This is a genomic window from Enterobacter cloacae complex sp. SYL003 (genome assembly GCF_049236925.1).
Taxonomy (GTDB): domain Bacteria; phylum Pseudomonadota; class Gammaproteobacteria; order Enterobacterales; family Enterobacteriaceae; genus Enterobacter; species Enterobacter intestinihominis.
The window spans coordinates 89,073-112,589 of sequence record NZ_JBMKJK010000007.1; the positions used below are offsets into that span (position 1 = coordinate 89,073).

The 23,517-nt window shown below is 55.1% G+C and carries 25 protein-coding genes and 1 pseudogene; 16 read left to right on the top strand and 10 right to left on the bottom strand.

Going from position 1 to position 23,517, the window contains the following annotated elements:
• Positions 1-12: 12 nt before the first annotated feature.
• Positions 13-1,698 carry an aspartate:alanine antiporter gene (locus ACOT1A_RS11005; RefSeq protein WP_001024855.1) on the bottom strand — a complete coding sequence of 562 codons (1,686 nt, stop codon included), beginning with the start codon at positions 1,696-1,698 and terminating at the stop codon, positions 13-15.
• A 274-nt stretch (positions 1,699-1,972) separates the two neighbouring features.
• On the opposite strand from ACOT1A_RS11005, the gene ACOT1A_RS11010 reads away from it, so the two are divergent.
• Positions 1,973-2,347 (top strand): inner membrane protein YbjM, encoded by a 375-nt coding sequence (locus ACOT1A_RS11010; protein WP_023299682.1) that lies wholly within the window; start codon positions 1,973-1,975, stop codon positions 2,345-2,347.
• A 30-nt stretch (positions 2,348-2,377) separates the two neighbouring features.
• Here ACOT1A_RS11010 and ACOT1A_RS11015 read toward each other — a convergent pair whose 3' ends face one another.
• On the bottom strand, positions 2,378-2,647 hold the full coding sequence (locus tag ACOT1A_RS11015; protein ID WP_014169305.1) for a GrxA family glutaredoxin: 270 nt from the start codon (positions 2,645-2,647) through the stop codon (positions 2,378-2,380).
• Positions 2,648-2,832: 185 nt separating this feature from the next.
• Between ACOT1A_RS11015 and nfsA the strand changes: the two genes are divergently transcribed.
• The 11 genes from nfsA (at position 2,833) to ACOT1A_RS11070 (ending at position 13,548) form a co-directional block, all read left to right on the top strand.
• Entirely contained in the window at positions 2,833-3,555 is a 723-nt protein-coding gene (nfsA, locus tag ACOT1A_RS11020; protein WP_023299683.1) for a nitroreductase NfsA, read from the top strand.
• Between the two features lie 64 nt (positions 3,556-3,619).
• Positions 3,620-4,522 carry a 30S ribosomal protein S6--L-glutamate ligase gene (gene rimK, locus ACOT1A_RS11025; protein WP_032621711.1) on the top strand — a complete coding sequence of 301 codons (903 nt, stop codon included), beginning with the start codon at positions 3,620-3,622 and terminating at the stop codon, positions 4,520-4,522.
• Positions 4,523-4,585: 63 nt separating this feature from the next.
• Positions 4,586-5,062: a YbjN domain-containing protein gene (locus ACOT1A_RS11030; protein ID WP_022647571.1), complete on the top strand. Its 477-nt coding sequence runs from the start codon at positions 4,586-4,588 to the stop codon at positions 5,060-5,062.
• A gap of 350 nt (positions 5,063-5,412) precedes the next feature.
• Entirely contained in the window at positions 5,413-6,525 is a 1,113-nt protein-coding gene (gene potF / locus ACOT1A_RS11035) for a spermidine/putrescine ABC transporter substrate-binding protein PotF (RefSeq protein ID WP_022647572.1), read from the top strand.
• A gap of 143 nt (positions 6,526-6,668) precedes the next feature.
• A complete protein-coding gene (gene potG, locus ACOT1A_RS11040; RefSeq protein ID WP_006809449.1) occupies positions 6,669-7,802 on the top strand; it encodes a putrescine ABC transporter ATP-binding subunit PotG in 1,134 nt (377 codons plus the stop codon).
• A gap of 9 nt (positions 7,803-7,811) precedes the next feature.
• A complete protein-coding gene (potH, locus tag ACOT1A_RS11045) occupies positions 7,812-8,765 on the top strand; it encodes a putrescine ABC transporter permease PotH (protein ID WP_022647573.1) in 954 nt (317 codons plus the stop codon).
• Positions 8,762-9,607, top strand: a complete 846-nt coding sequence (gene potI / locus ACOT1A_RS11050; RefSeq protein ID WP_022647574.1) for a putrescine ABC transporter permease PotI — start codon at positions 8,762-8,764, stop codon at positions 9,605-9,607. Before potH ends, potI begins: the two co-directional genes overlap by 4 nt.
• Positions 9,608-9,649: 42 nt before the next feature.
• Positions 9,650-10,147 (top strand): YbjO family protein, encoded by a 498-nt coding sequence (locus ACOT1A_RS11055; RefSeq protein ID WP_087878582.1) that lies wholly within the window; start codon positions 9,650-9,652, stop codon positions 10,145-10,147.
• Between the two features lie 40 nt (positions 10,148-10,187).
• On the top strand, positions 10,188-11,315 hold the full coding sequence (rlmC, locus tag ACOT1A_RS11060) for a 23S rRNA (uracil(747)-C(5))-methyltransferase RlmC (protein ID WP_038415744.1): 1,128 nt from the start codon (positions 10,188-10,190) through the stop codon (positions 11,313-11,315).
• 72 nt (positions 11,316-11,387) lie between these two features.
• A complete protein-coding gene (locus ACOT1A_RS11065) occupies positions 11,388-12,095 on the top strand; it encodes a response regulator transcription factor (protein ID WP_023299686.1) in 708 nt (235 codons plus the stop codon).
• Positions 12,079-13,548, top strand: a complete 1,470-nt coding sequence (locus tag ACOT1A_RS11070) for a sensor histidine kinase (protein ID WP_023299687.1) — start codon at positions 12,079-12,081, stop codon at positions 13,546-13,548. Before ACOT1A_RS11065 ends, ACOT1A_RS11070 begins: the two co-directional genes overlap by 17 nt.
• A gap of 75 nt (positions 13,549-13,623) precedes the next feature.
• Here ACOT1A_RS11070 and artJ read toward each other — a convergent pair whose 3' ends face one another.
• From artJ to ACOT1A_RS11100, 6 genes are all read right to left on the bottom strand, one after another.
• Complete coding sequence (gene artJ / locus ACOT1A_RS11075; protein ID WP_015571008.1) at positions 13,624-14,355, bottom strand: arginine ABC transporter substrate-binding protein ArtJ; 732 nt, start codon at positions 14,353-14,355, stop codon at positions 13,624-13,626.
• A 173-nt stretch (positions 14,356-14,528) separates the two neighbouring features.
• Entirely contained in the window at positions 14,529-15,197 is a 669-nt protein-coding gene (gene artM / locus ACOT1A_RS11080) for an arginine ABC transporter permease ArtM (protein WP_022647579.1), read from the bottom strand.
• Positions 15,197-15,913, bottom strand: coding sequence for an arginine ABC transporter permease ArtQ (gene artQ / locus ACOT1A_RS11085; protein ID WP_003858367.1), 717 nt, complete (start codon positions 15,911-15,913; stop codon positions 15,197-15,199). Before artQ ends, artM begins: the two co-directional genes overlap by 1 nt.
• A 6-nt stretch (positions 15,914-15,919) precedes the next feature.
• A complete protein-coding gene (artI, locus tag ACOT1A_RS11090; protein WP_063150542.1) occupies positions 15,920-16,651 on the bottom strand; it encodes an arginine ABC transporter substrate-binding protein ArtI in 732 nt (243 codons plus the stop codon).
• An 18-nt stretch (positions 16,652-16,669) separates the two neighbouring features.
• Complete coding sequence (gene artP, locus ACOT1A_RS11095) at positions 16,670-17,398, bottom strand: arginine ABC transporter ATP-binding protein ArtP (protein ID WP_006809439.1); 729 nt, start codon at positions 17,396-17,398, stop codon at positions 16,670-16,672.
• A 226-nt stretch (positions 17,399-17,624) separates the two neighbouring features.
• Positions 17,625-18,143: a lipoprotein gene (locus ACOT1A_RS11100; RefSeq protein ID WP_022647580.1), complete on the bottom strand. Its 519-nt coding sequence runs from the start codon at positions 18,141-18,143 to the stop codon at positions 17,625-17,627.
• A gap of 97 nt (positions 18,144-18,240) precedes the next feature.
• Here ACOT1A_RS11100 and ACOT1A_RS11105 point away from each other — a divergent pair, with 97 nt between their 5' ends.
• From ACOT1A_RS11105 to ACOT1A_RS11115, 3 genes are all read left to right on the top strand, one after another.
• Positions 18,241-18,564 carry a heavy metal-binding domain-containing protein gene (locus tag ACOT1A_RS11105; protein WP_003858361.1) on the top strand — a complete coding sequence of 108 codons (324 nt, stop codon included), beginning with the start codon at positions 18,241-18,243 and terminating at the stop codon, positions 18,562-18,564.
• A complete protein-coding gene (locus tag ACOT1A_RS11110; RefSeq protein WP_105322591.1) occupies positions 18,561-19,391 on the top strand; it encodes an N-acetylmuramoyl-L-alanine amidase in 831 nt (276 codons plus the stop codon). Before ACOT1A_RS11105 ends, ACOT1A_RS11110 begins: the two co-directional genes overlap by 4 nt.
• A gap of 261 nt (positions 19,392-19,652) precedes the next feature.
• A complete protein-coding gene (locus ACOT1A_RS11115) occupies positions 19,653-20,276 on the top strand; it encodes a helix-turn-helix domain-containing protein (protein ID WP_022647582.1) in 624 nt (207 codons plus the stop codon).
• A gap of 3 nt (positions 20,277-20,279) precedes the next feature.
• Here the strand turns inward: ACOT1A_RS11115 and ACOT1A_RS11120 are convergent.
• Together ACOT1A_RS11120 and ACOT1A_RS11125 are read right to left on the bottom strand one after the other, a co-directional pair.
• Positions 20,280-20,913, bottom strand: a pseudogene (locus ACOT1A_RS11120) (hypothetical protein).
• Positions 20,913-22,475: an ExeA family protein gene (locus tag ACOT1A_RS11125; RefSeq protein ID WP_105322592.1), complete on the bottom strand. Its 1,563-nt coding sequence runs from the start codon at positions 22,473-22,475 to the stop codon at positions 20,913-20,915. The pseudogene ACOT1A_RS11120 and the gene ACOT1A_RS11125 overlap by 1 nt, the downstream one beginning before the upstream one ends.
• Before the next feature lie 300 nt (positions 22,476-22,775).
• Here ACOT1A_RS11125 and gspC point away from each other — a divergent pair, with 300 nt between their 5' ends.
• On the top strand, positions 22,776-23,507 hold the full coding sequence (gene gspC / locus ACOT1A_RS11130; RefSeq protein ID WP_058646191.1) for a type II secretion system protein GspC: 732 nt from the start codon (positions 22,776-22,778) through the stop codon (positions 23,505-23,507).
• Positions 23,508-23,517: the final 10 nt, after the last annotated feature.

The window sequence follows — 23,517 nt, forward strand, 5'->3', positions numbered from 1 at the left end:
CAATCTTGAGATTTATCCGAGTCCTGGCCAGATAATGATGATCAGCGTACCTGCCAGCGTCAGCAGCACGTTTGCGATGGCGTAGGTGCCTGCATAGCCCAGCGCCGGAATGTTGCTGCGCGCGGTGTCGCTGATGATCTCCATTGCCGGTGCGCAGGTGCGCGCGCCCATCATCGCGCCGAAGAGCAGGGCGCGGTTCATGCGGAGCACGTAGGCGCCGAACAGGAAGCAGATGACTACCGGTACCAGGCTGACGATAAGTCCGGAAACCAACATTTGCCAGCCGACCGCACCCAGGCCATTGCCAATGCCGCTCCCGGCGCTTAAGCCGACACCCGCCATAAAGACCATCAGACCGAACTCTTTCACCATGTTCAGCGCTCCCTGAGGGATGTAGCCGAAGGTGGGATGGTTCGCTCGCAGGAAGCCCAGCATGATCCCGGCGAACAGCAGACCGGCAGCGTTACCGATGCCGAAGCTAAAGTTACTGAACTGGAAGGTGATCATTCCGATCATCAGGCCAACAATGAAGAAGGCGCAGAAGGCTAACAGGTCCGTCACCTGACTGTGAATCGAGATAAAGCCGATACGGTCGGCAACGGTTTTAACACGTCGGGCATCGCCGCTGACCTGCAACACATCGCCTTTATTAAGCACCACGTTATCGTCGATAGGCATTTCAATCTGGCTGCGGATCACGCGGTTGAGGAAACAGCCGTGGTCGGTCAGCTTCAGCTGCGCCAGACGGCGGCCCACGGCGTTGTGGTTCTTCACCACAATCTCTTCGGTGACGATACGCATATCCAGCAGGTCGCGGTCAAACACCTCTTTCCCGTTGCGGAAACTCGGATCGAGACGCGCGTGGGCGTCCGGGTAGCCAACAAGAGCGATGTCATCGCCCATCTGGAGTACCGCGTCACCGTCCGGGTTTGCCAGAATGCCGTTACGACGGATACGTTCGATGTAGCAGCCGGTCTGACGGTAAATCCCCAGCTCGCGCAGGTTTTTCCCGTCGGTCCAGGCAACCAGTTCCGGACCGACGCGGTATGCGCGGATCACCGGCAGGTATACTTTACGTTTGGAGTCCGTATCCAGACCACGCTCTCGGGCAATGGTTTGGGCGCTGGTCTGGAGATCCTGATGCTGAAGTTTTGGCAGATAGCGCGCGCCAACAATCAGGCTCACCAGACCAATCAGATAGGTCAGGGCATAGCCCAGGCTCAGGTTATCCAGCGCGGCGGAAAGCTGCGTGCCTGCCATGCCAGAATGACGAAGCGTATCCCCCGCGCCAACAAGCACCGGCGTGGAGGTCATCGAGCCTGCCAGCATACCGGCCGTTAAGCCGATGTCCCAGCCAAACAGTTTGCCCAGCCCTAACGCAATCAGCAGGGCGCTGCCGACCATCACCAGCGCCAGCATCAGATAATTTTTGCCGTCTCGGAAGAAAATGGAAAAAAAGTTCGGACCGGCTTCCACGCCAACGCAGAAAATAAACAGCATGAAACCTAAGTTAAGCGCGTCCGTGTTAATACTGAAATGTTGCTGACCTAATAACAGGGAGACGACTAAAACGCCAATGGAATTACCAAGTTGAACTGAACCCAGGCGCAATTTACCCAGACAAAGGCCCAGTGCCAGTACCACAAATAATAACAGGATGTAATTCCCATTTAACAAGTCTGCGACGTTTATATTCACGGAGGCTAACTTCTTGTTTACCAGTAAGTTGTTGAATGAAAGGACTATTTGGGCTACTGTTTTCAGAGTCAGGGAATCACTTTGCACCTCCCTGCTTCCTGATAAATACCCTAAACACTAGCAGGCGGTTAGTTTAATCGTAATAGCTACCGACAGCCACCTATTATCGCACAACTTGTGTGCGTGCTTTGGCAAGGATTGCCGCAATGCTTTATCTGACTGGGCGTCCACCGGACGATTTTTGTATTTGATAGAGATAAGTCAGGAGGATAGTTTGAACTTTAAACGAAACTGGGTTGGCGTAATCAGCTGCTTTTTGCTGTTTACGGTCGTTTGCATGTCGCTTGCTTTTAATGTGAAGGGCGCCTTCAGAGCGTCCGGTCATCCCGAGCTGGGCCTGTTGTTCTTCATCCTGCCGGGGGTAGTGGCCAGTTTTCTCTCGCGCAAAGGCGAGGTGGTAATGCCGCTGCTGGGGGCCATCCTTGCGGCGCCCCTCTGCCTGCTTCTGATGCGCGTGCTGTTTCTCTCGTCGAGAAGCGTCTGGCAGGAAGTGGCGTGGCTACTAAGTGGCGTTTTCTGGTGTGCGCTGGGGGCGCTCTGTTTCTTATTTATGCGCAGCCTGCTGCAACAGCGGAAGCATCATAAATAAAAACGCCCTCAGGGTGAGGGCGTCTTAGCATTACTGAGCGGCAAACAGGCCCAGGTGCTCTTTGGCGTACGCTTCGAAATCGGTGCAGCCGCCGATGTGTTTCTGATCGAGGAAGATTTGCGGCACGGTTTCAACCGGTTTACCCACGGTTTTTTCCAGATCGGCTTTGCTGATGCCTTCCGCGTGGATATCCACGTAACGGAAGTTGAAATCATCACGTTCTTCAGTCAGTTTCTCAGCCAGCTCTTTCGCGCGCACACAGTAAGGGCATCCTGGACGACCAAAAATTACTGCAAACATTTCTCTCTCCTCAAAAAACAAGCCTGACGGCGAATAATCCCTATAGTGCACGATAACCTGCCGTCATGGAAAGAAGGTTTCACCTGTCACTTTGATACAGTCAGGCTATGTTTCGCCAATTACATCAGGTGGATCATTGCCTATACTGGCTGCCATACGTTTTACGCAATACAAAGAGAGACAAAATGACGCCAACCATTGACCTGCTTCGTTCCCACCGTTCCATTCGCCATTTCACCGATGAGCCGATCACCCAGGCGCAGCGGGACGCGATCATCGACAGCGCAAGAGGCACCTCCAGCTCCAGCTTTTTGCAGTGCAGCTCCATTATCCGCATCACCGATCCGGCGATGCGTGAACAGCTGGTAACGCTGACGGGCGGACAAAAGCACGTTGCCCAGGCGGCTGAGTTCTGGGTGTTCTGCGCCGATTTTAACCGTCACCTGCAAATCTGTCCTGAGGCGGAGCTGGGGCTGGCGGAACAGCTGCTGCTGGGCGTGGTGGATACGGCATTGATGGCGCAAAACGCGTTCACGGCGGCGGAATCGCTGGGGCTTGGCGGCGTCTATATCGGCGGGCTGCGTAATAACATCGAAAGCGTGACGCAACTGCTGAAGCTGCCGAAACACGTGTTGCCGCTGTTTGGTCTGTGCCTCGGCTGGCCGGCGGATAACCCGGATCTGAAGCCGCGTATTCCTGCTGCGATGCTGGTGCATGAAAACCACTACCAGCCGGTCGATCAGGACGTTCTGCATCAATACGATGAAGAGCTGGCGAACTACTATCTGACGCGCGACAGCAACAACCGCCGCGATACCTGGAGCGACCATATTCGTCGCACCATCATTAAAGAAAACCGCCCGTTCATTCTTGATTACCTGCACAAACAGGGCTGGGCAACGCGATAGTCCCTTCCTCCTGCGCCTCGTGTATGATAGGCAGGCTTTTCCCATGTCTTTAGAGAGGTGCAGGGTGAAAATTGCCATATTGTCCCGGGATGGAACGCTCTATTCATGTAAACGCCTGCGAGAAGCGGCGGCGAAACGCGGACATCAGGTTGAGATCCTCGATCCGATGTCCTGCTATATGAACATCGACCCTGCGGCGTCGTCGATTCATTACAAAGGCCGCAAACTCCCGCATTTTGATGCGGTAATTCCCCGCATTGGCTCCCAGATCACCTATTACGGCACGGCCGCGCTGCGCCAGTTTGAAATGCTGGGAAGCTATCCGCTCAACGAGTCCGTGGCGATCTCACGCGCCCGCGATAAGCTGCGCTCGCTGCAGCTGCTGGCGCGCCAGGGGATCGATCTGCCCGTCACCGGGATTGCTCACTCCCCGGACGACACCAGCGATTTAATCGACATGGTGGGTGGTGCGCCGTTGGTCATTAAGCTGGTGGAAGGCACGCAGGGTATTGGGGTGGTACTGGCGGAGACGCGTCAGGCGGCGGAAAGCGTGATTGACGCCTTTCGCGGTCTGAATGCCCATATTCTGGTTCAGGAGTATATTAAAGAGGCCAAAGGGTGCGACATCCGCTGCTTTGTGGTGGGCGATGAAGTGGTGGCCGCCATAGAGCGGCAGGCGAAAGAGGGCGACTTCCGCTCTAACCTGCACCGCGGCGGTATCGCGCGGGTGGCCCTTATCAGCGAGCGCGAGCGCGAGATTGCGGTGAAAGCGGCGCAGACGCTGGGCCTGGACGTGGCGGGGGTCGATCTGCTGCGTGCCGACCGCGGGCCGCTGGTGATGGAAGTTAACGCCTCGCCGGGGCTGGAAGGGGTGGAAAAAACCACAGGCGTCGATATTGCAGGTAAAATGATCGCATGGATTGAACGCCATGCGACGCCGGGATTTTGCCTGAAAACGGGCGGTTAAATGGATCGGCGCGCACTTTTTGCGTAAGCTGGACAACGTTTTTATTTAAGAGGCTGCACAGCGATGGATTTACAGGTCGTACCTACACTGGATACGTTACGTCAATGGCTCGATGATGCCGGTATTACTTTTTTCGAATGCGACTCCTGCCAGGCGCTGCATCTGCCTCACATGCAAAATTTCGATGGTATTTTTGATGCCAAAATCGATCTGATTAACGATGTGATCCTGTTCTCGGCGCTAGCTGAAGTGAAGCCTTCAGCGCTGCTTGCACTGGCATCCGATCTGTCAGCGATTAACGCCAGTTCTTTGACCGTGAAAGCGTTTCTCGACATACAGGATGATAATCTGCCGAAGCTGGTGGTTTGCCAGTCTTTATTCTCCGGCGCGGGGCTCTCCTTCAAACAGTTCGCCTGGTTTATGCGCCTGAGCGAAGAGCAAATTTCCATGGTAATGATGGAAGCCAACGCACATCACCTGCTGTATAGCGCGGAAGATGATGCCGAGAATAATGATGCATCTTCCAATTTTCTCCACTAAGCCTGTCTGACTTTTGCGCAGTCGCTACCAGAGCGGCTGCATAACACCGCTTTTTCTGCTGCTTTTAACCTTTCTTTAAAGAATTTTTCACCTCCTCTCGGGCCGTTTCGGCTTATCACGTAGACATAATCTGCATAAAAAATTGATAAAAGGCGTTTTTTCGTCTGGGCTATAGCCGGAGACACGGGCTACAGTTATTCTTGCGGTGCTTAAAAAAGCGAGCGGAACCTGCCGGGAAGAGGGGTATATTTTATTTCGGGCAGAGCGACAAACTATGCATGAATATTGCATATCTTCAGGCTGCACAGTTTTGGTTCGTTTGTTAACGAGCTTTCAGAAGGAATAACAATATGATCGCCTTGAATAAAAAATGGTTATCGGGTCTGGTTGCGGGTGCTCTGATGGCCGTCTCTGCCGGCACGCTCGCTGCGGAACAAAAAACGCTGCACGTCTATAACTGGTCTGACTATATTGCGCCGGACACCGTCGCGAATTTTGAAAAAGAGACCGGCATTAAGGTTGTCTACGACGTATTCGATTCCAACGAAGTACTGGAAGGCAAACTGATGGCGGGCAGTACCGGTTTCGACCTGGTGGTGCCCTCTGCAAGCTTCCTGGAGCGTCAGCTGACCGCCGGTGTCTTCCAGCCGCTGGACAAGAACAAGTTATCGAACTGGAAAAACCTCGATCCGGAAGTGCTGAAGCTGGTGGCGAAGCATGATCCGGACAACAAATACGCCATGCCTTACCTGTGGGCGACCACGGGTATTGGCTTTAACGTGGATAAAGTCAAAGCGGCGCTGGGCCCGGACGTCAAACTGGACAGCTGGGACGTGGTGCTGAAGCCGGAAAATCTCGAGAAGCTGAAAAGCTGCGGCGTCTCTTTCCTCGATGCGCCGGAAGAGATTTTCGCCACCGTGCTTAACTATCTCGGCAAAGATCCAAACAGCAGCAAGGCCGACGACTACACCGGTCCGGCGACCGACCTGCTATTGAAGCTGCGTCCGAATATTCGCTACTTCCACTCCTCTCAGTACATCAACGACCTGGCTAACGGAGATATCTGCGTGGCAATCGGCTGGGCGGGTGACGTCTGGCAGGCAGCGAACCGTGCGAAAGAGGCGAAAAACGGCGTGAATGTTTCCTACTTCATTCCGAAGGAGGGGGCGCTGGCGTTCTTCGACGTCTTCGCGATGCCGGCTGATGCGAAAAACAAAGAGGAAGCGTATCAGTTCCTCAACTACCTGATGCGTCCGGAAGTGATTGCCCACATCAGCGACCACGTCTACTACGCCAACGGTAACAAGGCCTCCGTGCCGCTGGTGAGCGAAGAAATCCGCAATAATCCGGCGATCTACCCGCCAGCCGATGTGTTTGCCAAGCTGTTCACCCTGAAAGTGCAGGAACCGAAAATTGACCGTGTGCGTACCCGCGCGTGGACGAAGGTGAAAAGCGGTAAGTAACGGCGTTTGATATCGTTGCCCGGTGGCGCTGTCGCTTACCGGGCCGACAAATCCCGTAGGCCGGGCAAGCGTTAGCGCCGCCCGGCGATGCGCACCCTGACGGTGCGTTTGCACCAGTGTTGATCTATGCCGGAGAGCACCCCGTGAATGACGCGATCCCCCGCCCGCAGGCGAAAGTCCGTAAAGCGCTGACCCCGCTTCTTGAAATTCGTAACCTCACCAAATCCTTCGACGGCCAGCATGCCGTGGACGATGTCAGCCTGACGATCTACAAAGGTGAAATATTTGCTTTGCTCGGCGCATCCGGCTGCGGTAAATCGACCCTGCTGCGCATGCTGGCCGGGTTTGAACAACCTACCGCCGGGCAGATCGTGCTGGATGGGGTAGACCTCTCCAGCGTGCCGCCGTACCAGCGGCCCATTAACATGATGTTCCAGTCCTATGCCCTGTTCCCGCACATGACCGTCGAGCAGAACATCGCCTTCGGCCTGAAGCAGGACAAACTGCCGAAAGCCGAAATCACCGCGCGCGTGGCGGAGATGCTGAGCCTGGTGCACATGCAGGAGTTCGCGAAGCGTAAGCCGCATCAGCTTTCCGGCGGCCAGCGTCAGCGCGTGGCGCTGGCAAGAAGTCTGGCCAAACGGCCGAAATTACTCCTGCTCGACGAGCCGATGGGCGCGCTGGATAAAAAGCTGCGCGACCGGATGCAGCTGGAAGTGGTGGATATCCTTGAGCGCGTAGGGGTGACCTGCGTGATGGTGACGCACGACCAGGAAGAGGCGATGACCATGGCCGGGCGCATTGCGATCATGAATCGCGGTAAGTTCGTGCAGATAGGCGAGCCGGAGGAGATTTACGAACACCCGACAACCCGCTACAGCGCGGAGTTCATCGGCTCGGTAAACGTCTTCGAAGGGCTGCTAAAGGAACGCCAGGAAGACGGTCTGGTGATTGAATCGCCGGGGCTGGTGCACCCGCTTAAGGTTGATTCTGATAATTCCGTGGTGGACAACGTGCCGGTTTACGTTGCCCTGCGCCCGGAAAAAATCATGCTTTGCGATGAGCCGCCCGCCGATGGCTATAACTTTGCCGTGGGCGAAGTGGTACACATTGCCTATCTCGGCGATCTGTCGATTTACCATGTCCGCCTGAAAAGCGGCCAGATGCTCAGCGCCCAGTTACAGAACGAACACCGGTATCGCAAGGGACAGCCAACCTGGGGCGACGAAGTGAGCCTGTGCTGGGATGCGGACAGTTGCGTAGTCCTGACGGTATAAGGAGCGGTCATGAGCACACTTGAACCTCCAGCCCGCGTCAAAAAACCGGGCGGTTTCTCGCACTGGCTGGCGCGCGTGCAGATGGCGCATGGCCGCAAGCTGGTCATCGCCATGCCCTATATCTGGCTGATCCTGCTGTTTCTGCTGCCGTTCCTGATCGTCTTTAAGATCAGCCTGGCGGAGATGGCGCGGGCGATCCCGCCGTATACCGATTTGTGGGAGTGGGCCGACGGGCAACTGACGCTGACCTTAAACCTTGGGAATTTCCTGCAACTGACTGAGGATCCGCTCTATTTCGAAGCCTATTTACAGTCGTTACAGGTTGCGGCGATCTCAACGATCTGCTGCTTGTTGATGGGCTACCCGCTGGCGTGGGCAGTGGCGCACAGCAAGCCGTCGACGCGAAATATTTTACTGCTGTTGGTCATTTTACCGTCGTGGACATCTTTCCTGATCCGCGTGTACGCGTGGATGGGGATCCTGAAGAATAACGGCATACTGAATAACTTCCTGCTGTGGCTTGGGGTGATCGACCAGCCGCTGACGATCCTGCATACCAACCTTGCGGTGTATATCGGGATTGTCTATGCCTATCTGCCGTTTATGGTGCTGCCAATCTATACGGCGCTGACGCGAATCGATTACTCGCTGGTGGAAGCTTCGCTGGATCTCGGCGCACGCCCATTGAAGACGTTCTTCAGCGTCATTGTGCCGCTCACAAAAGGCGGGATCATCGCCGGATCGATGCTGGTGTTTATCCCGGCGGTCGGGGAGTTTGTGATCCCCGAACTGCTCGGCGGCCCGGACAGCATCATGATTGGCCGCGTGCTGTGGCAGGAGTTCTTCAATAACCGCGACTGGCCGGTGGCCTCGGCGGTGGCGATTGTCATGTTACTGCTGCTGATCGTGCCGATCATGTGGTTCCACAAACATCAGCAGAAACAGATGGGAGACCACGGATGAACAACTTACCGGTAGTACGCTCCCCGTGGCGAATTCTGATCCTGATTATCGGCTTTACCTTCCTGTACGCGCCTATGCTGATGCTGGTGATCTACTCGTTCAACAGCTCTAAGCTGGTCACCGTCTGGGCGGGCTGGTCGACGCGCTGGTACAGCGAGCTGTTCCACGATGATGCGATGATGAGTGCGGTGGGGCTGAGCCTGACCATTGCGGCGCTGGCGGCGACGATGGCCTGCGTGCTGGGCACGATTGCCGCGCTGGTGATGGTGCGCTTCGGCCGTTTTCGCGGAGCAAATGGTTTTGCGTTTATGATCACCGCCCCGCTGGTCATGCCGGACGTCATCACCGGTCTGTCGCTGCTCCTGCTGTTTGTCGCGCTGGCGCACGCCATCGGCTGGCCAGCGGATCGCGGGATGCTCACCATCTGGCTGGCGCACGTCACCTTCTGTACGGCGTATGTGGCGGTGGTCATCTCCTCGCGGCTGCGCGAGCTGGATCGCTCCATTGAAGAGGCGGCGATGGATCTCGGCGCCACGCCGCTGAAGGTCTTTTTCATCATTACGCTGCCGATGATTATGCCGGCGGTGATCTCCGGCTGGCTGCTGGCGTTCACGCTCTCGCTCGACGATCTGGTTATTGCCAGCTTTGTGTCGGGGCCGGGCGCGACGACGCTGCCGATGCTGGTCTTCTCCAGCGTGCGCATGGGGGTGAATCCGGAGATTAATGCCCTGGCCTCCATCATCCTCGGCGTGGTCGGAATTGTCGGATTTATCGCCTGGTATTTGATGGCGCGCGCGGAAAAGCAGCGCGTGCGCGATATCCAGCGTGCAAGACGCGGCTGAAGGAATTATTATTTCCAGTGATGTGCCGCGTATGACGCGGCACTGTTTTTCAGGGAAGTAAAAACATTGGGATTCTTGCAAAAAACACGTCATTCGCACGCCCGTCCGAACGTCCCTGCGCTGGTGCAGGTGGCGGCGCTCGCCATTATTATGATCCGCTGCCTGGATGTGCTGATGATTATGAACACGCTGGGCCCGCGAGGCATGGGGGAGTTCATTCACCGCAGCGCGCAGACGTGGAATCTGACGCTGGTGTTTCTCAGCAGCCTGATGCTGGTGTTTATTGAGATCTACTGTGCGTTCTCGCTGGTAAAGGGGCGCAACTGGGCGCGCTGGGTATATTTTCTTACGCAGATCACCGCCGCCAGCTATCTGTGGGCCGCCTCGCTGGGCTATGGCTATCCGGAGCTATTCAGCATTCCCGGCGGCTCCCGCCGCGAGATTTTCCATTCCTTAGTGATGCAAAAATTGCCGGACATGCTGGTGCTCTGCCTGCTCTATGTTCCCGCCTCCAGTCGGCGGTTCTTCCGCCTGCAATAATGTGTATAATCGCAGCCCTCGTGATTCTTAAGGTTTTCATATGCAGTGCGCACTCTATGACGCCGGACGCTGCCGCTCCTGTCAGTGGATAGAACAGCCGGTCCCTCAACAACTCACCGCCAAAATGGCCGACCTGCAACAGCTGCTGGCAGCACACGCGGTGGGCGAGTGGTGCGCACCCGTCAGCGGGCCGGAGCAGGGCTTTCGTAATAAAGCCAAAATGGTGGTCAGCGGCAGCGTCGAAAAGCCGCTGCTGGGCATGCTGCACCGTGACGGCACGCCCGTCGATCTCACCGGCTGTCCGCTGTATCCCGCCTCGTTTGAGCCGGTGTTTACCGCCCTGAAACCCTTTATCGCCCGCGCGGGGTTAACGCCCTATAACGTTGCCCGCAGGCGCGGCGAGCTGAAATACCTTCTGCTGACCGAAAGCCAAATCGACGGCGGGATGATGCTGCGCTTTGTGCTGCGTTCGGAAACCAAACTGGAGCAGCTTCGCGCGGTGTTGCCGTGGCTGCAGGAACAGCTTCCGCAGCTCAAGGTCATTACCGCTAATATTCAGCCGGTGCATATGGCGATCATGGAAGGAGAGAAAGAGATTTTCTTCACCGAACAGCATGCGCTGGCGGAGAATTTCAACGGCGTGCCGCTGTGGATCCGTCCGCAAAGCTTCTTCCAGACTAACCCCACCGTCGCCAGCACGCTGTACGCGACCGCGCGCGACTGGGTGCGTGCGTTACAGGTTCATCACATGTGGGATCTGTTCTGCGGCGTCGGCGGCTTTGGCCTGCACTGTGCCACGCCAGACATGCAGCTCACCGGGATTGAAATTTCTGCGGAGGCCATCGCCTGCGCGAAACAGTCCGCCGCGGAGCTGGGGCTGACGAATCTGCACTTCCAGGCGCTGGACTCGACCCGGTTCGCCACCGGCCAGGGCAACGTGCCGGAGCTGGTGCTGGTGAACCCGCCGCGCCGGGGTATCGGCCAGGCGCTCTGCGACTACCTGAGCCAGATGGCGCCGGAGTACATCGTCTACTCCAGCTGTAACGCGCAGACCATGGTGAAGGATATCGCCAGCCTGCCGGGCTACCGCATTGCGCGCGTTCAGCTCTTTGATATGTTCCCGCACACTGCGCATTACGAAGTGCTGACGTTGCTCGTGAAATCTTAAACAAAATGTGAACTCTTCCCCCGCTCGAAATCAGGTAAGCTTACGTCATAACAAATGATTGAAGGCTTACCCATGAAGCAGATCCTGCTGGTAGAAGACGACCACGATATCGCGGCACTCCTGCGTCTTAACCTGGAAGATGAAGGCTACGCCATTACCCACGAGCCGGACGGGGGAAAGGCGTTACCGCTTCTGGAAAAACAGCCGTGGGACGCGGTGATCCTCGATCTGATGCTGCCGAATGTTGATGGTCTGGAGATTTGCCGCCGTATCCGCCAGATGACCCGCTACCTGCCCATTATCATCATTAGCGCCCGCAGCAGTGAAACTGACCGTATTACCGGCCTGGAAACCGGGGCGGATGATTATCTGGCAAAACCTTTCTCGGTGCAGGAGCTGATTGCCCGCATTAAGGCGCTGTTTCGTCGTCAGCAGGCGATGGGCCAGGCGCAGACGGACGGCATTATTCAGGCGCACGGTCTGACTATCGATCCGCTGGCGCGCACCGTGCGTCTTAACGGTCAACACGTCGATCTCACCCCGCGTGAATTTGAACTGCTCTATTTTTTTGCCCGCCATCCCGGAGAGGTCTTTTCACGGCTGGCATTGCTGGAGCAGGTGTGGGGGTATCAGCACGAAGGCTACGAACACACCGTCAACACTCATATTAACCGCCTGCGCATCAAAATAGAGAAAGATGCCGCCGAGCCGGAGATCGTTCGCACCGTCTGGGGCAAAGGCTACAAATTTGCGGAGCAGAATCATGATGCGTCGCTTTAGCCTGAGCCAGCGCCTGACGCTGCTGTTTACGGTGTTACTGCTGCTCTGCGCCACCGTCGCCTGTGCGGTACAGCTCTACGTTAGCATGCAGTACGGCAATGCGATGGTGCAGCGTCTCTCCGGCGGGCTGGCGCAGCAGATTGCGCAGCGGGAAGCGATTCTGGATACGCAGGGCAGGGTGGATCGCAGCGCCTTAAAGCCGCTGTTCGACCGGCTGATGACCTTTAATCCGAGCGTCGAGCTGTATGTTGTCTCGCCTGATGGCGATATCCTGGCCGATGCCGCCCCGCCGGGGCACATTCAGCGGCAAAAAATTGACCTCGCGCCGATACAGAATTTCCTGAGCGGGACGGTGATGCCGGTGTTTGGCGACGATCCCCGAAGCCAGAATAAGAAAGTCTTCAGCGCCACCCCGCTGCGGCAGGACGGCGAGCTGAAGGGGTATCTGTACATTATTTTGCAGGGGGAGGAGTCCAACGCGCTGGCGGAGATGGCCTGGCACAAAGCGCTCTGGAGTACGGCGCTGTGGTCGATGCTGCTGGTGGCGCTGTTTGGTCTGCTGGCGGGGCTGCTGCTCTGGTACTGGGTGACGCGCCCGGTTAAACAGCTCACGCTGGACGTGGCCGGGCTGGAGCAGGACAGCATCAGCGCGATTAAGCAGCTGGCGGCCCAGCCGCTCGAGCCTGCCGGCCAGGATGAAGTGGCGATCCTGCGCAATACCTTTATCGAGCTGGCGCGCAAAATCACCTCTCAGTGGGATCGGCTGGCCGACAGCGACCGCCAGCGCCGGGAGTTTATCGCCAACATTTCGCACGACTTACGCACCCCGTTGACGTCGCTGCTGGGTTATCTGGAAACGCTGTCGCTGAAATCCGCCACGCTGTCGCCGCAGGAGCATCAGCAGTACCTCGCTACCGCGCTGCGTCAGGGGCAAAAGGTACGCCATCTGTCGCAGCAGCTGTTCGAGCTGGCGCGTCTTGAGCACGGCGGCATCAAGCCCCAGCGCGAGCGTTTTGCCATGGCTGAACTGATTTCCGACGTGGCGCAGAAGTTTGAACTTACCGCCCGCACGCGCGAGGTGAACCTGCGTATTGATGTGCCGGGGCGATTGCCGCTGGTGAACGCCGACGTGTCGATGATCGAGCGCGTGGTCACTAATCTTCTGGATAACGCCATCCGTCATACGCCGAGCGGCGGAGAAATTCGTCTGGCGGTCTGGCAGGAGAATGAACGACTTCAGGTCGAAGTGGCAGACAATGGTACGGGCGTAGATGCCTCGCTGCGCGACGATTTGTTCCAGCGACCGTCAGCGTTAAATCCTCAGGCGTCGCGGGAGAACCGTGGGGGATTAGGGCTGTTAATCGTGAAGAGAATGCTGGAGCTGCACGGTGGCGGGATCAGGCTGATGGAGTCCGTGAGCGGGGCGCGGTTCAGGTTCTTTGTGCCGCTATGAGAAATTGCCGGGTGGCGCTGCGCTTTCCCGGCCTACAGACCACCCCCGTAGGCCAGACCACCCGGCAAAAAGAGATTACTGCGGGAACCACTGCTCGCTGATTTTCTGGTATGTGCCGTCAGCTTTGATCGCTTTCAGCGCGCCGTTCAGTTTTTCCAGCAGGGCTTTGTTATCCGGACGTACCGCGATGCCGAGGCCGGTACCAAAGTATTGCGGATCGGTCACTTTCTCCGTCGCTGTACCCAGCTGCGGATTGGTTTTCAGCCACTCATTCACGACCGCGGTGTCGCCAAATACGCCATCGATACGGCCATTTTTCAGGTCGATAATTGCGTTCTGGTAGCTGTCATAGGCCACGGTTTTCACTTCAGGATGCTTGTCCTGGAGATATTTCTGGTGCGTGGTGCCGTTTTCCATGCCGATGCGCTTGCCTTTCAGTTCGTCGAAAGACTTATAAGCTCCTTTCTTCGCAATCACTACCGCAGAGTTCGCGTAGTACGGGTCGGTAAACGCGACCTGCTTGCTGCGCTCTGGGGTGATATCCATGCCGGAGATCACCGCATCGTATTTTTTAAATTTCAGGGACGGGATCAGGCTGTCAAACGCGTGGTTAGTAAAGGTGCAGTCGGCCTGCATCTGCTTGCACAGCGCTTTCGCCAGGTCAATGTCAAAGCCGACGATCTGGTTGCTGGCATCCAGCGATTCAAACGGCGGATAGGTGGCAGAAACGCCAAAATTGATTTTATCTGCGGCGGATGCGCCTGCGGCGAAGGTTGCGAGTAATGCGGCCAGAACTAACTTTTTCATTGTAATGCTCCCGTCTGTCTTATTTATGCGCCGTGTCTGCGGCCTGGATATACAATGCCATCTAATGAATTTATATTCAATAAAAATGATTAAATATTAGCTTTGTTGCAAAAAAAAGCGGATAACCCATCAGGTTACCCGCTCAATGAATACCGTTTTATGCATTGGCGTGATTAATTCCTGCGCTCAAACGCCAGCGCCTTACGCTCGATAAGACGCATCATCAGCGTCAGCAGACCGTTGACCACCAGATAGACCAGACCCGCCGCACCGAACACCATCACGTCGTAGGTACGTCCGTACAGCAGCTGCCCGTGGCCCATCACTTCCATCAGGGTGATGGTGTAGGCCAGAGAGGTGCTTTTGAACACCAGAACGACTTCGTTGGAATAGGAAGAGAGCGCACGCTTAAAGGCGTATGGCAGCAGGATCGCCAGCGTGTCCTTCTTGCTCATGCCCAGCGCACCGCAGGACTGCCATTGGCCTTCCGGGATCGCGCGGATCGCGCCGTAAAACAGCTGCGTGGTATAGGCCGCGCTGTTCAGTGAGAGAGCTATCAGGGCGCAGAGCCATGGCTCAGAGAGCAAATGCCAGATAACCGGATATTCCTGTAACGACGGGAACTGCCCTGGACCGTAGTAAATCAGGAAGATCTGCACCAGCAGCGGCGTACCGGTAAAGAGCGTAATGTAGCCACGGACAATCCACACCAGCACCGGCGTTTTCAGCGTCAGGACGATGGTGAAGAACAGCGCCAGGATCAGCGCTACGATGATAGACGCAACGGTCAGCGTCAGGCTGGTGTGCAGCCCTTTCATCAGTTCGGGTAAATAATCCAGCATCAGCCTGGTCTCCGTTCAAAACGCGTTGCGCGCAGATCAATACGCTTCAGAACGTACTGGCTCAGCAACGTGATCACCAGGTAGATAGCCGCCGCGACGATGTACCAGGTAAATGGCTCCTGCGTACGGGTGGCGATACTTTTGGTTTGCAGCATTAAATCGTTCACGCTGATCAGGCTCACCAGCGCGGTATCTTTCAGCAGTACCAGCCACTGGTTGCCCAGCCCTGGCAGGGCATGACGCCACATCTGCGGCATCACCAGGCGGAAGAAGATCGCCGCTTTCGACAGGCCCAGCGCCTGACCGGATTCCCACTGTCCCTGCGGTACCGCTTTCAGCGCGCCGCGCAGCGTTTGTGACGCATAGGCCGAATAGAGCAGGGAGAGCGCAATTACGCCGCACAGGAACGGGCTGACGTCGAAGTTCTCAATCTGCATTTGCACCGGGATCTGCGCAAAGCCGAGATTAATCGTAAAGCCGTCCGACAGCGTTAACAGCAGCTGTGAGGAGCCGAAATAGATAAACAGGACCACCAGAATTTCCGGCAGTCCACGCAGCACAGTCACCAGCGCTGAACCGAGCCATGCGACAGGGCGCCACTTAACGGACTCCCACACCGCAAAGAACATCGCCAGTACGAGGCCGATAATCAGTGCACAAACGGCAAGGCCGACGGTCATCCCGGCGGCGCTTGCTAAAGGAAAAATTTCATTCATCAGGAATTACTTCTGGAACCATTTTTTGTAGATGGTTTCGTAGGTGCCGTCTTTCTTCACTTTTTCCAGCGCAGCGTTGAATTTCTGCTGCAGCTCGGTGTTGCCCTGACGTACGGCAATACCCAAACCTGTACCGAAGTAGTCTTTATCTGTCACCTTGTCACCCACGGCGGCCAGCTTGTCGTTCGCTTTCAGCCATTCAGTCACGACAGCCGTGTCCCCGAACACCGCATCGATACGGCCGTTTTGCAGGTCCAGCTTCGCATTCTGGTAGCTGTCATACGGCACGGCGGTGATTTCCGGGTGCTTATCCATGATGAATTTCTGGTGCGTGGTGCCGTTCTGCACGCCGACTTTCTTGCCTTTCAGCAGGTCAACGGAGGCGTATTTACCTTTCTGACCAATGAACAGCGCCGAGTTGTCGTAGTAAGGGGTGGTGAACAGAACCTGCTTTTCACGCTCCGGAGTGATGTCCATACCGGCCATCACGGCGTCGATACGGCGGAACTTCAGGCTGGGGATCAGGCTGTCGAACGCCTGGTTGCTGAAGGTACAGGTCGCGTCGATCTCTTTACACAGGGCATTTGCCAGGTCCACGTCGAAGCCAACAATCTTGTTGTTCGCATCAATGGATTCAAACGGAGGGTAGGACGCTTCAGTGGCGAAACGGATGGTCTGGGCTGCGGTAGCGGAAAGGCTGACGCTAGCAAGCAGCGCGGCAATCAATACTTTTTTCATTATAATTTCCCTAACACATCAGTGTGATAAGTAGTTTTTGAAGGCATCGGTTTGCGGGTTGGTGAAGCAGCTCGCATCACCTTGCTCAACAATATACCCGTTTTCCATGTAGACCACGCGGCTGGCGGTTTTGCGCGCCACTTCCACCTCGTGGGTCACGATGACCTGGGTAATGTTGGTTTCCGCCAGTTCACGAATGATACTCACGATCTGGGCAGTAATTTCCGGGTCCAGCGCTGCGGTTGGTTCGTCGAACAGCAGCACCGCTGGCTCCATCATCAGCGCACGGGCGATCGCCACACGCTGTTGCTGACCACCAGAGAGATGCAGAGGATAACGGTCGCTGTACGGTTTCAGACGCAGACGTTCCAGCAGCTTTTCAGCTCGCGCCATCGCCTGGTCTTTGCTTAAGCCAAGCACGCGGCACGGGGCTTCAATCAGGTTTTGCACCACTGTCAGATGCGGCCAGAGATTATATTGCTGGAAAACCATGCCCACGTTTTGACGCAGTTCACGAATCGCTTTATCAGAAGGGGTTTTCGCGAAGTCAAAATGGTTACCGGCGATGGCCAGCGTTCCCGAACGGGGCATTTCAAGCAGATTTAAAACACGCAGAAGGGAGCTTTTTCCCGCACCGCTTGGGCCGAGCAAAACCAGCGTTTCGCCCTCCGGGCAGCTCAGCGTAATGTCGAACAGCGCCTGGTGTGCGCCGTAGAAGCAGTTAATGCCGTTTAGTTTAATACTCATCGGGGCAGTCTTTACTCATCCAGGCAATCTATAGCAATTGAGGCCGCAGATAGTACCGTTGACAGAATAGTTATGCAATATTTCTGCGTTAAAAGTTAAATATAACCCGTGTTTCCTCTTAAACATAGCACAAAATAGCGACGGGAAAGGGGGGCGAGAATAAATGTCGGCATTCCGCATGAAATGCCGGACATTTTACGGGGTTAACGTTTATTTAACGTATGCGTTAGCGGTTCTCAATCGACTGGCGAAGGGTGCCCGCCGGAGCATGAACGCTGCCGCCAATGTAGCGCACATCATCTATTGCCCAGCACTGGCCTTCACGGATCATCAGCACCTCATCCTGCCAGGTTTGCGTCCCCTGGGTTAGCTTCACGCGCAGAGGAATATTCCGTGCGTCGGTATTCGGAATGGTGGACGCGCTGGCGACGTCGGCGCTGTCCGGCAGCGTGGCGCGGCTGGAGAACGGATCGGATGAAAGCAGCGCGTTTTGCTGCGGATCGCGCGAGGCGTCATTAAGCAGTTTCGCCAGATTATCGCTCAGGTACGGGCGCAGGGCGGTGAGGTCATTACCGCGATGCTGAATGCGGTAATCATAGAACTGTTGCGCCACGGCGTCCGGGCCGCCCTCAATGCAGGGGCCGCTGCGGGAACCGATATCCTTAAAGGCTGGCGTGACCGGCGTAGTGCAGGCGCTGAGCACCAGCGCGCAGGGCACTAAAAGCGTTAAAGCAGAGTAGCGCATGTTGATTTCCTTATTTATTAACTATCCTTTCAATCATAGCGTAACGAACCGATAATGCAGTTGCTAACGCATTGAACGCTAAAGACGGAGAGGAAGTATGCAATTTTCAACAACACCAACCCTGGAAGGTCAACCCATTACCGAGTACTGCGGCGTGGTCACCGGTGAGGCGATTCTGGGCGCCAACATCTTCCGGGACTTCTTTGCCGGCATTCGGGATATCGTCGGCGGGCGCTCCGGTGCCTACGAGAAAGAACTGCGTAAAGCGCGTGACATTGCGTTTAAGGAGCTGGGCGAGCAGGCCAAAGCGTTGGGCGCGGATGCGGTGGTGGGCATTGATATCGACTACGAAACGGTCGGGAAAGATGCCAGCATGCTGATGGTGAGCGTAAGCGGCACGGCGGTGAAAACCCGTCGATGAAGCGTTCGCTCTCAACCCTCCTGCTGGCATTATTGCTGGCAGGATGCGCCTCGGAAGAGGGCATTGTTGATAAAGGCGCGTACGAACTTGATACGCGCCATCAGGCGCAGGCGGCCTACCCGCGCATAAAGGTGCTGGTGATCCATTACACCGCCGATGATTTCGACACCTCGCTTGCGACCTTGACCGATAAAAACGTCAGCTCTCACTATCTCATCCCCGCAAAGCCCCCAGCTCCGCAGGGCAAACCGCGTATCTGGCAGCTGGTGCCGGAGAGCGAGCTGGCCTGGCATGCAGGTATTAGCTTTTGGCGTGGGACCAACCGCATAAATGATACCTCCGTCGGCATTGAGCTGGAAAACCGCGGCTGGCGGAAAACCGATGGTGTGAAAACCTTTACCCCCTTCGAACCGGGGCAAATTGCGGCGCTGATCCCGCTTGCCAGAGACATCATCGCCCGCTACGACATTAAACCGCAGAACGTTGTGGCCCATTCGGATATCGCCCCGCAGCGTAAAGACGACCCTGGCCCGCTGTTTCCGTGGCGCGAGCTGGCGCAGCAGGGCATCGGAGCCTGGCCCGAACCGGCGCGGGTAAATTTTTATATCAACGGGCGACCGCATTATCAGCAGGTTGATACCGCAGCATTGCTCGATCTGCTGGCGCGCTACGGTTACGAGGTGCCAGAAAACAGCACGCCTGCACAGCAAAAACGCATCATCATGGTGTTCCAGATGCATTTCCGTCAGCAGTTATGGAATGGCGTAGCGGATGTGGAAACCATGGCGATTGCCGAAGCACTTTTAGAGAAATACGGGCAGGGGTAAACCTTTGGCTTACCCCCAAATGAGTATATTTCCGCAAGTTTCTATTAGATTAATCCTAAGTACAATCTCATTTCATTTTTAGTTAATTGACTTAAAATTATTCGGATTTAAGATGGACACATAGCACGCTAAGCAATTTAGCGAATAAAAAACTTTACTCTTTTTTTTATTCTTGAGTTTTTCATCAGGAAAATATTTATGGTTCGGTATGAATGCCGTTGCCATGTTTTTTTAAAATCACATCTTAAAACGGGTATAACAATGTTAAGCATCTATGGAAAAAAATTACGTCCGCAACATGAAATGGAAAAGATTATTTCTGCAACCTCATGCGTTGAAGAAAGAACGTTAAAAAAATGGCAGAAGATTTCCACTGCTGATTCCGGTTTAATTCATATTATCGTCAGCGGCGAAGTCGAATTTCGACGTGACTCTGACGAACTGTGCTTGTTCACCGTTACCGGGCAATGCATTTTCGGCCTGTCGTCGATGTATTACAACGCCACCCATATGTACGGCCTTGTTCGGTCGAATACAGTTGTTCGCTCGATCAAGAAAGAGGTCTTCGCCCAGCTGATGACCGAGAAAAACCTGTGGCCTGAACTGACAAAAGTGCTTTCCTGGTACATATGCCTGATGAGCAAGCGCGATGATATTCTGGTCGCTCGCAGCGCATATTCTGTTGTTCGCGAATTTTTATATGAGATCAACGACCTGATTGTACAGCATCAGCGTGATATTAACGTTTATGATTACATTCAGGAATACACTAACCTGGCACGTAGCACCATTATTAAAATCCTCTCCGATCTGAAAAAAGGTCAATATATTGTAGTGGAAAAAGGTCGACTGCTTAACCTCACCGCACTGCCTGAAAAATATTAATGCCTACTCCCGCCGGTCTCCTTTATCACTGAAAGGGGAACGGCTGTTTTCACTGTTTTTAACACTTGCTTGTGAATTATCCTGACGTTTCGTCAACCGGCGGTGCGGGAATTTTTCCTTGAGAATAATCCTGCTCCTGCTCTTTTAATGCCTGTTTAAATAATTCCGTTAATGATGACTCTTCACTGCTCGTGCTGGCGGGGGCGGTATCGTGCTCATGCGCCTCAGTTCCGGGTAGGGTATCCCGCGAGGGGTCTTGCGGCACCGCGCCGTCGGGCGCCTGCTGCCAGTCGGCATCATCACTGATGATCGGCAGATCCTGCATCGGTGGAACATCAACAGGCACTGGCGCAGCTTTAGGCTGCGGATGCGGGAACGGTTTACTCACGTACACGTAGTGCATCTCCGAAAGCTGGGTTTCCGGTTTGGCAACGCTGGCGTTGACTGGTTCAGGCGCCGGGTGGCGCATGTTCCAGTAGACATGCATATACAGGCCGACAACCAGCATGGCGCAAAGGCCGACCATCCATAATGCTGTTTTGCCGAATACGTTTTTCAGGCTGGGGAGGCGATACGAAAACCAGACCGCTTCCCCGGTTGTATAGCTGCGCTGGGCCGCAAGGCAGATGGTCGACATTAGGCTTTCTTCTCCTGCATTTTTGCGTCCGGGGTAGTGCGGGTAGCCTGAATCAGTACGCTCGGCGTGCTGTTGGTTACGCGCATCAGCTGCATCAGCGTTTCTTCGCCGGGGATGCCATCCACGTGCAGATGCATTTTTTGCTGAAACTCACGGGTGCGTTTCATCATCTCAGCGGTCCAGATCCGGGCATGCGTTTCGGGCTGGTTCAGCGCCAGGCTTAACTGCTGATCGAGCCAGGCCATGTCTTTGCTGTCGCTGACCGCGCCGATCGCGTCTTTTCCTTCCGGTGTCAGGCGGTGCAACTGGGTGAAGTTGCCGGTCGCATGCCGGTTAAACCAGCTGCGGCTCACCTGCCAGGTCCGGTTATTCATTAACAGGTCAATTGATGTATCTCCGACCCTGGCGACCACCGCATAGTTAAGGTGACCGCTGGTTTTCAGTTCACTGACCCACGGATACCCTTCCTGCGCCAGCGTCTCCGGCGACGCGTTCCCCTGTTTACACATCAGGTTCACTTTAGCGGCGTTCTGGCACAGCGCATCTTCGGCCGAGGCGTCATATCCCCACATCAGATAGAGCTGGTGCATCGCATCCGGCTGATTAACCATTTCATTGTCGATAACCGGCACCACGGGCGCCTCCGTTTTTCGCGTCGGCTGTTTCCAGCTGACGGGGACCGGCAGCTGGATGGGAAGGTGCCCGCTGATGGACGAGGTTAAATACCAGCCGCAGGCGGCAAACAGCACCGAAGCGAACAGCCCCACGGTTGCCAGACGCTTACCGTGTTTTTTCGCGGGCAGGATCTCTCCCGCCGCCAGGCGTAAATGACGCGGGCTGACCTGCGACGCGCGTTCCGTCCAGGCGGCGAGCATTGACAGGTGCGCCAGTTCGTTAAGTTTGCTGATGTTGCCTTTGGTCAACGTGTGCATTTTGCGCACGCGGGCCGGCGTTAACGGCGAATTTTCACAGCCGTGTTCTTCGCATTGCGCCTGCACATAGCTCAGGAATTCGCGGCAGGTCAGGGGGCGCAGGACATGACGAGTGTGTGTATATTCGCGCAGTTCAGGTTGCTTAAGCAGGATTTCCTGATCCGCAGTGCCCGTCAGCACCACGGAGAGCCGGAAGTTCAGCTCCTGGGCTCGCGTGAGCAGCGTACCCAGGACTTCACGGCAGCTCTCTTTCATGGCTTCGGCGTGTGAAATCACCAGCACTCTGGTTTTCGCTTTACCCTCGTGCCACTGGCGCAGGATGGCATCCACCGCCTGCAGGCGATTCTTGCTCTCTTTCGTTACCGGATTGAGCTTGTACAGCAGGCTACTGGCACTCAGTTTGGGAAACGCATTGATAACAAGGACGTTACTGTGGCGGGTTTTTAGCGCATCGCTGAAGTGACCCAGAAGCGGGGCGTCGTCGCAAAAGAGCCCGATAATTCCCGCCTGCTGGGTTTTCTCTTTCAACAGGTTGAACACATCCTGATGATAAGGCACCAGAAAATCCCCGGATAAACGGGCGATCGATCTGAAAGGCGGATTTTTAAAATTAAAGTGGCTCTGATACATAACGACTTACCGTCTCTGATTAGGAATAGCAACAGCATCAGAAAGTAAGGTAACGCCCCTGAACGGTCAATTTGCAAACAGGGTAAAAATATCCTGCTGGCAGCGTCTAACATTTGGATTTTATACGGTCAATATTTTTCTTTATGAAAGTTAGCGGCGAAGTCAGTGGTCGCATTTGCACCAGCTTATTACTATTTTCATCCATATTGGCGCAGTATGACGCTGCTTATTTTTGCTTTGCTATAGGCCGGATAAAAAATGAGGTTCTCATTTCTTTCACGGTGGATAACGCCTTGTATTATGTTTGTGCTGCTGATCTTTTGCGGCCAGCAAGGGTATCTCACCTTTAAAGATTATAAAAAAGTTATGAATAAGTTGGCTAATGCCGATCAACAGCCGCTGAAAAAAACGCGCGAAGAGAAATCCTTTTCGCTTTTTACGGCAGCCGTGCGTCAGGAAATCTTACCGGGTGCGGTGAAAGCCCCGCTGGCAGCTGAAATCGAAGGTATTGTGAACAGCGATGACGCCTGGCTCTCCTTTGCTGTCATCAAAACGCCAGGCGGTCAGAGAAGCTACCGTGAGGGTGAACCTCTCTCTGGATTTAACGACGCATTTATTCAGGAAATAAACAAAGATAATGTGGTGGTTAATTATGAAGGTACTACGCAGGTTCTGGCATTAAATAAACCGGACTATTTTAAGGGTGGCGTGGATAGCGGCCCGATAACGAAATCGACAAAAGATGTTGGCGCAGAGAGTGTGCATCTTGATGATTATCTGGTGTTAAAACCCATAATTGAAAAGGGCCGACTGGAAGGCTACAGGATAAACCCAAGGAATGCCTCCGCCTTTTACAGCCAGTCAGGTCTGGTAAAAGGCGATGTGGCGGTTCAGGTTAACTCTGTCGATATGACCGATGAAGCAAAAGCGAAAAGCATTATTGCCAACTGGTCAAAAATGAAAGAAGCGGAGGTCATCGTACGACGTCACGCTCACCTTGAAAATATTCGGATTAATGTTCTAAACAATTAAAAAGTGTGCA

What these genes read in the sequence shown, in the direction of transcription:
- ACOT1A_RS11015 (WP_014169305.1), bottom strand. Translation starts at nt 2,647, where the DNA reads ATGTTTGCAGTAATTTTTGGTCGTCCAGGATGCCCTTACTGTGTGCGC.
- nfsA (WP_023299683.1), top strand. Translation starts at nt 2,833, where the DNA reads ATGACGCCAACCATTGACCTGCTTCGTTCCCACCGTTCCATTCGCCAT.
- ACOT1A_RS11030 (WP_022647571.1), top strand. Translation starts at nt 4,586, where the DNA reads ATGGATTTACAGGTCGTACCTACACTGGATACGTTACGTCAATGGCTC.
- potF (WP_022647572.1), top strand. Translation starts at nt 5,413, where the DNA reads ATGATCGCCTTGAATAAAAAATGGTTATCGGGTCTGGTTGCGGGTGCT.
- potH (WP_022647573.1), top strand. Translation starts at nt 7,812, where the DNA reads ATGAGCACACTTGAACCTCCAGCCCGCGTCAAAAAACCGGGCGGTTTC.
- potI (WP_022647574.1), top strand. Translation starts at nt 8,762, where the DNA reads ATGAACAACTTACCGGTAGTACGCTCCCCGTGGCGAATTCTGATCCTG.
- rlmC (WP_038415744.1), top strand. Translation starts at nt 10,188, where the DNA reads ATGCAGTGCGCACTCTATGACGCCGGACGCTGCCGCTCCTGTCAGTGG.
- ACOT1A_RS11065 (WP_023299686.1), top strand. Translation starts at nt 11,388, where the DNA reads ATGAAGCAGATCCTGCTGGTAGAAGACGACCACGATATCGCGGCACTC.
- ACOT1A_RS11070 (WP_023299687.1), top strand. Translation starts at nt 12,079, where the DNA reads ATGATGCGTCGCTTTAGCCTGAGCCAGCGCCTGACGCTGCTGTTTACG.
- artJ (WP_015571008.1), bottom strand. Translation starts at nt 14,355, where the DNA reads ATGAAAAAGTTAGTTCTGGCCGCATTACTCGCAACCTTCGCCGCAGGC.
- artM (WP_022647579.1), bottom strand. Translation starts at nt 15,197, where the DNA reads ATGCTGGATTATTTACCCGAACTGATGAAAGGGCTGCACACCAGCCTG.
- artQ (WP_003858367.1), bottom strand. Translation starts at nt 15,913, where the DNA reads ATGAATGAAATTTTTCCTTTAGCAAGCGCCGCCGGGATGACCGTCGGC.
- artI (WP_063150542.1), bottom strand. Translation starts at nt 16,651, where the DNA reads ATGAAAAAAGTATTGATTGCCGCGCTGCTTGCTAGCGTCAGCCTTTCC.
- artP (WP_006809439.1), bottom strand. Translation starts at nt 17,398, where the DNA reads ATGAGTATTAAACTAAACGGCATTAACTGCTTCTACGGCGCACACCAG.
- ACOT1A_RS11100 (WP_022647580.1), bottom strand. Translation starts at nt 18,143, where the DNA reads ATGCGCTACTCTGCTTTAACGCTTTTAGTGCCCTGCGCGCTGGTGCTC.
- ACOT1A_RS11105 (WP_003858361.1), top strand. Translation starts at nt 18,241, where the DNA reads ATGCAATTTTCAACAACACCAACCCTGGAAGGTCAACCCATTACCGAG.
- ACOT1A_RS11110 (WP_105322591.1), top strand. Translation starts at nt 18,561, where the DNA reads ATGAAGCGTTCGCTCTCAACCCTCCTGCTGGCATTATTGCTGGCAGGA.
- ACOT1A_RS11115 (WP_022647582.1), top strand. Translation starts at nt 19,653, where the DNA reads ATGTTAAGCATCTATGGAAAAAAATTACGTCCGCAACATGAAATGGAA.
- ACOT1A_RS11125 (WP_105322592.1), bottom strand. Translation starts at nt 22,475, where the DNA reads ATGTATCAGAGCCACTTTAATTTTAAAAATCCGCCTTTCAGATCGATC.
- gspC (WP_058646191.1), top strand. Translation starts at nt 22,776, where the DNA reads ATGTTTGTGCTGCTGATCTTTTGCGGCCAGCAAGGGTATCTCACCTTT.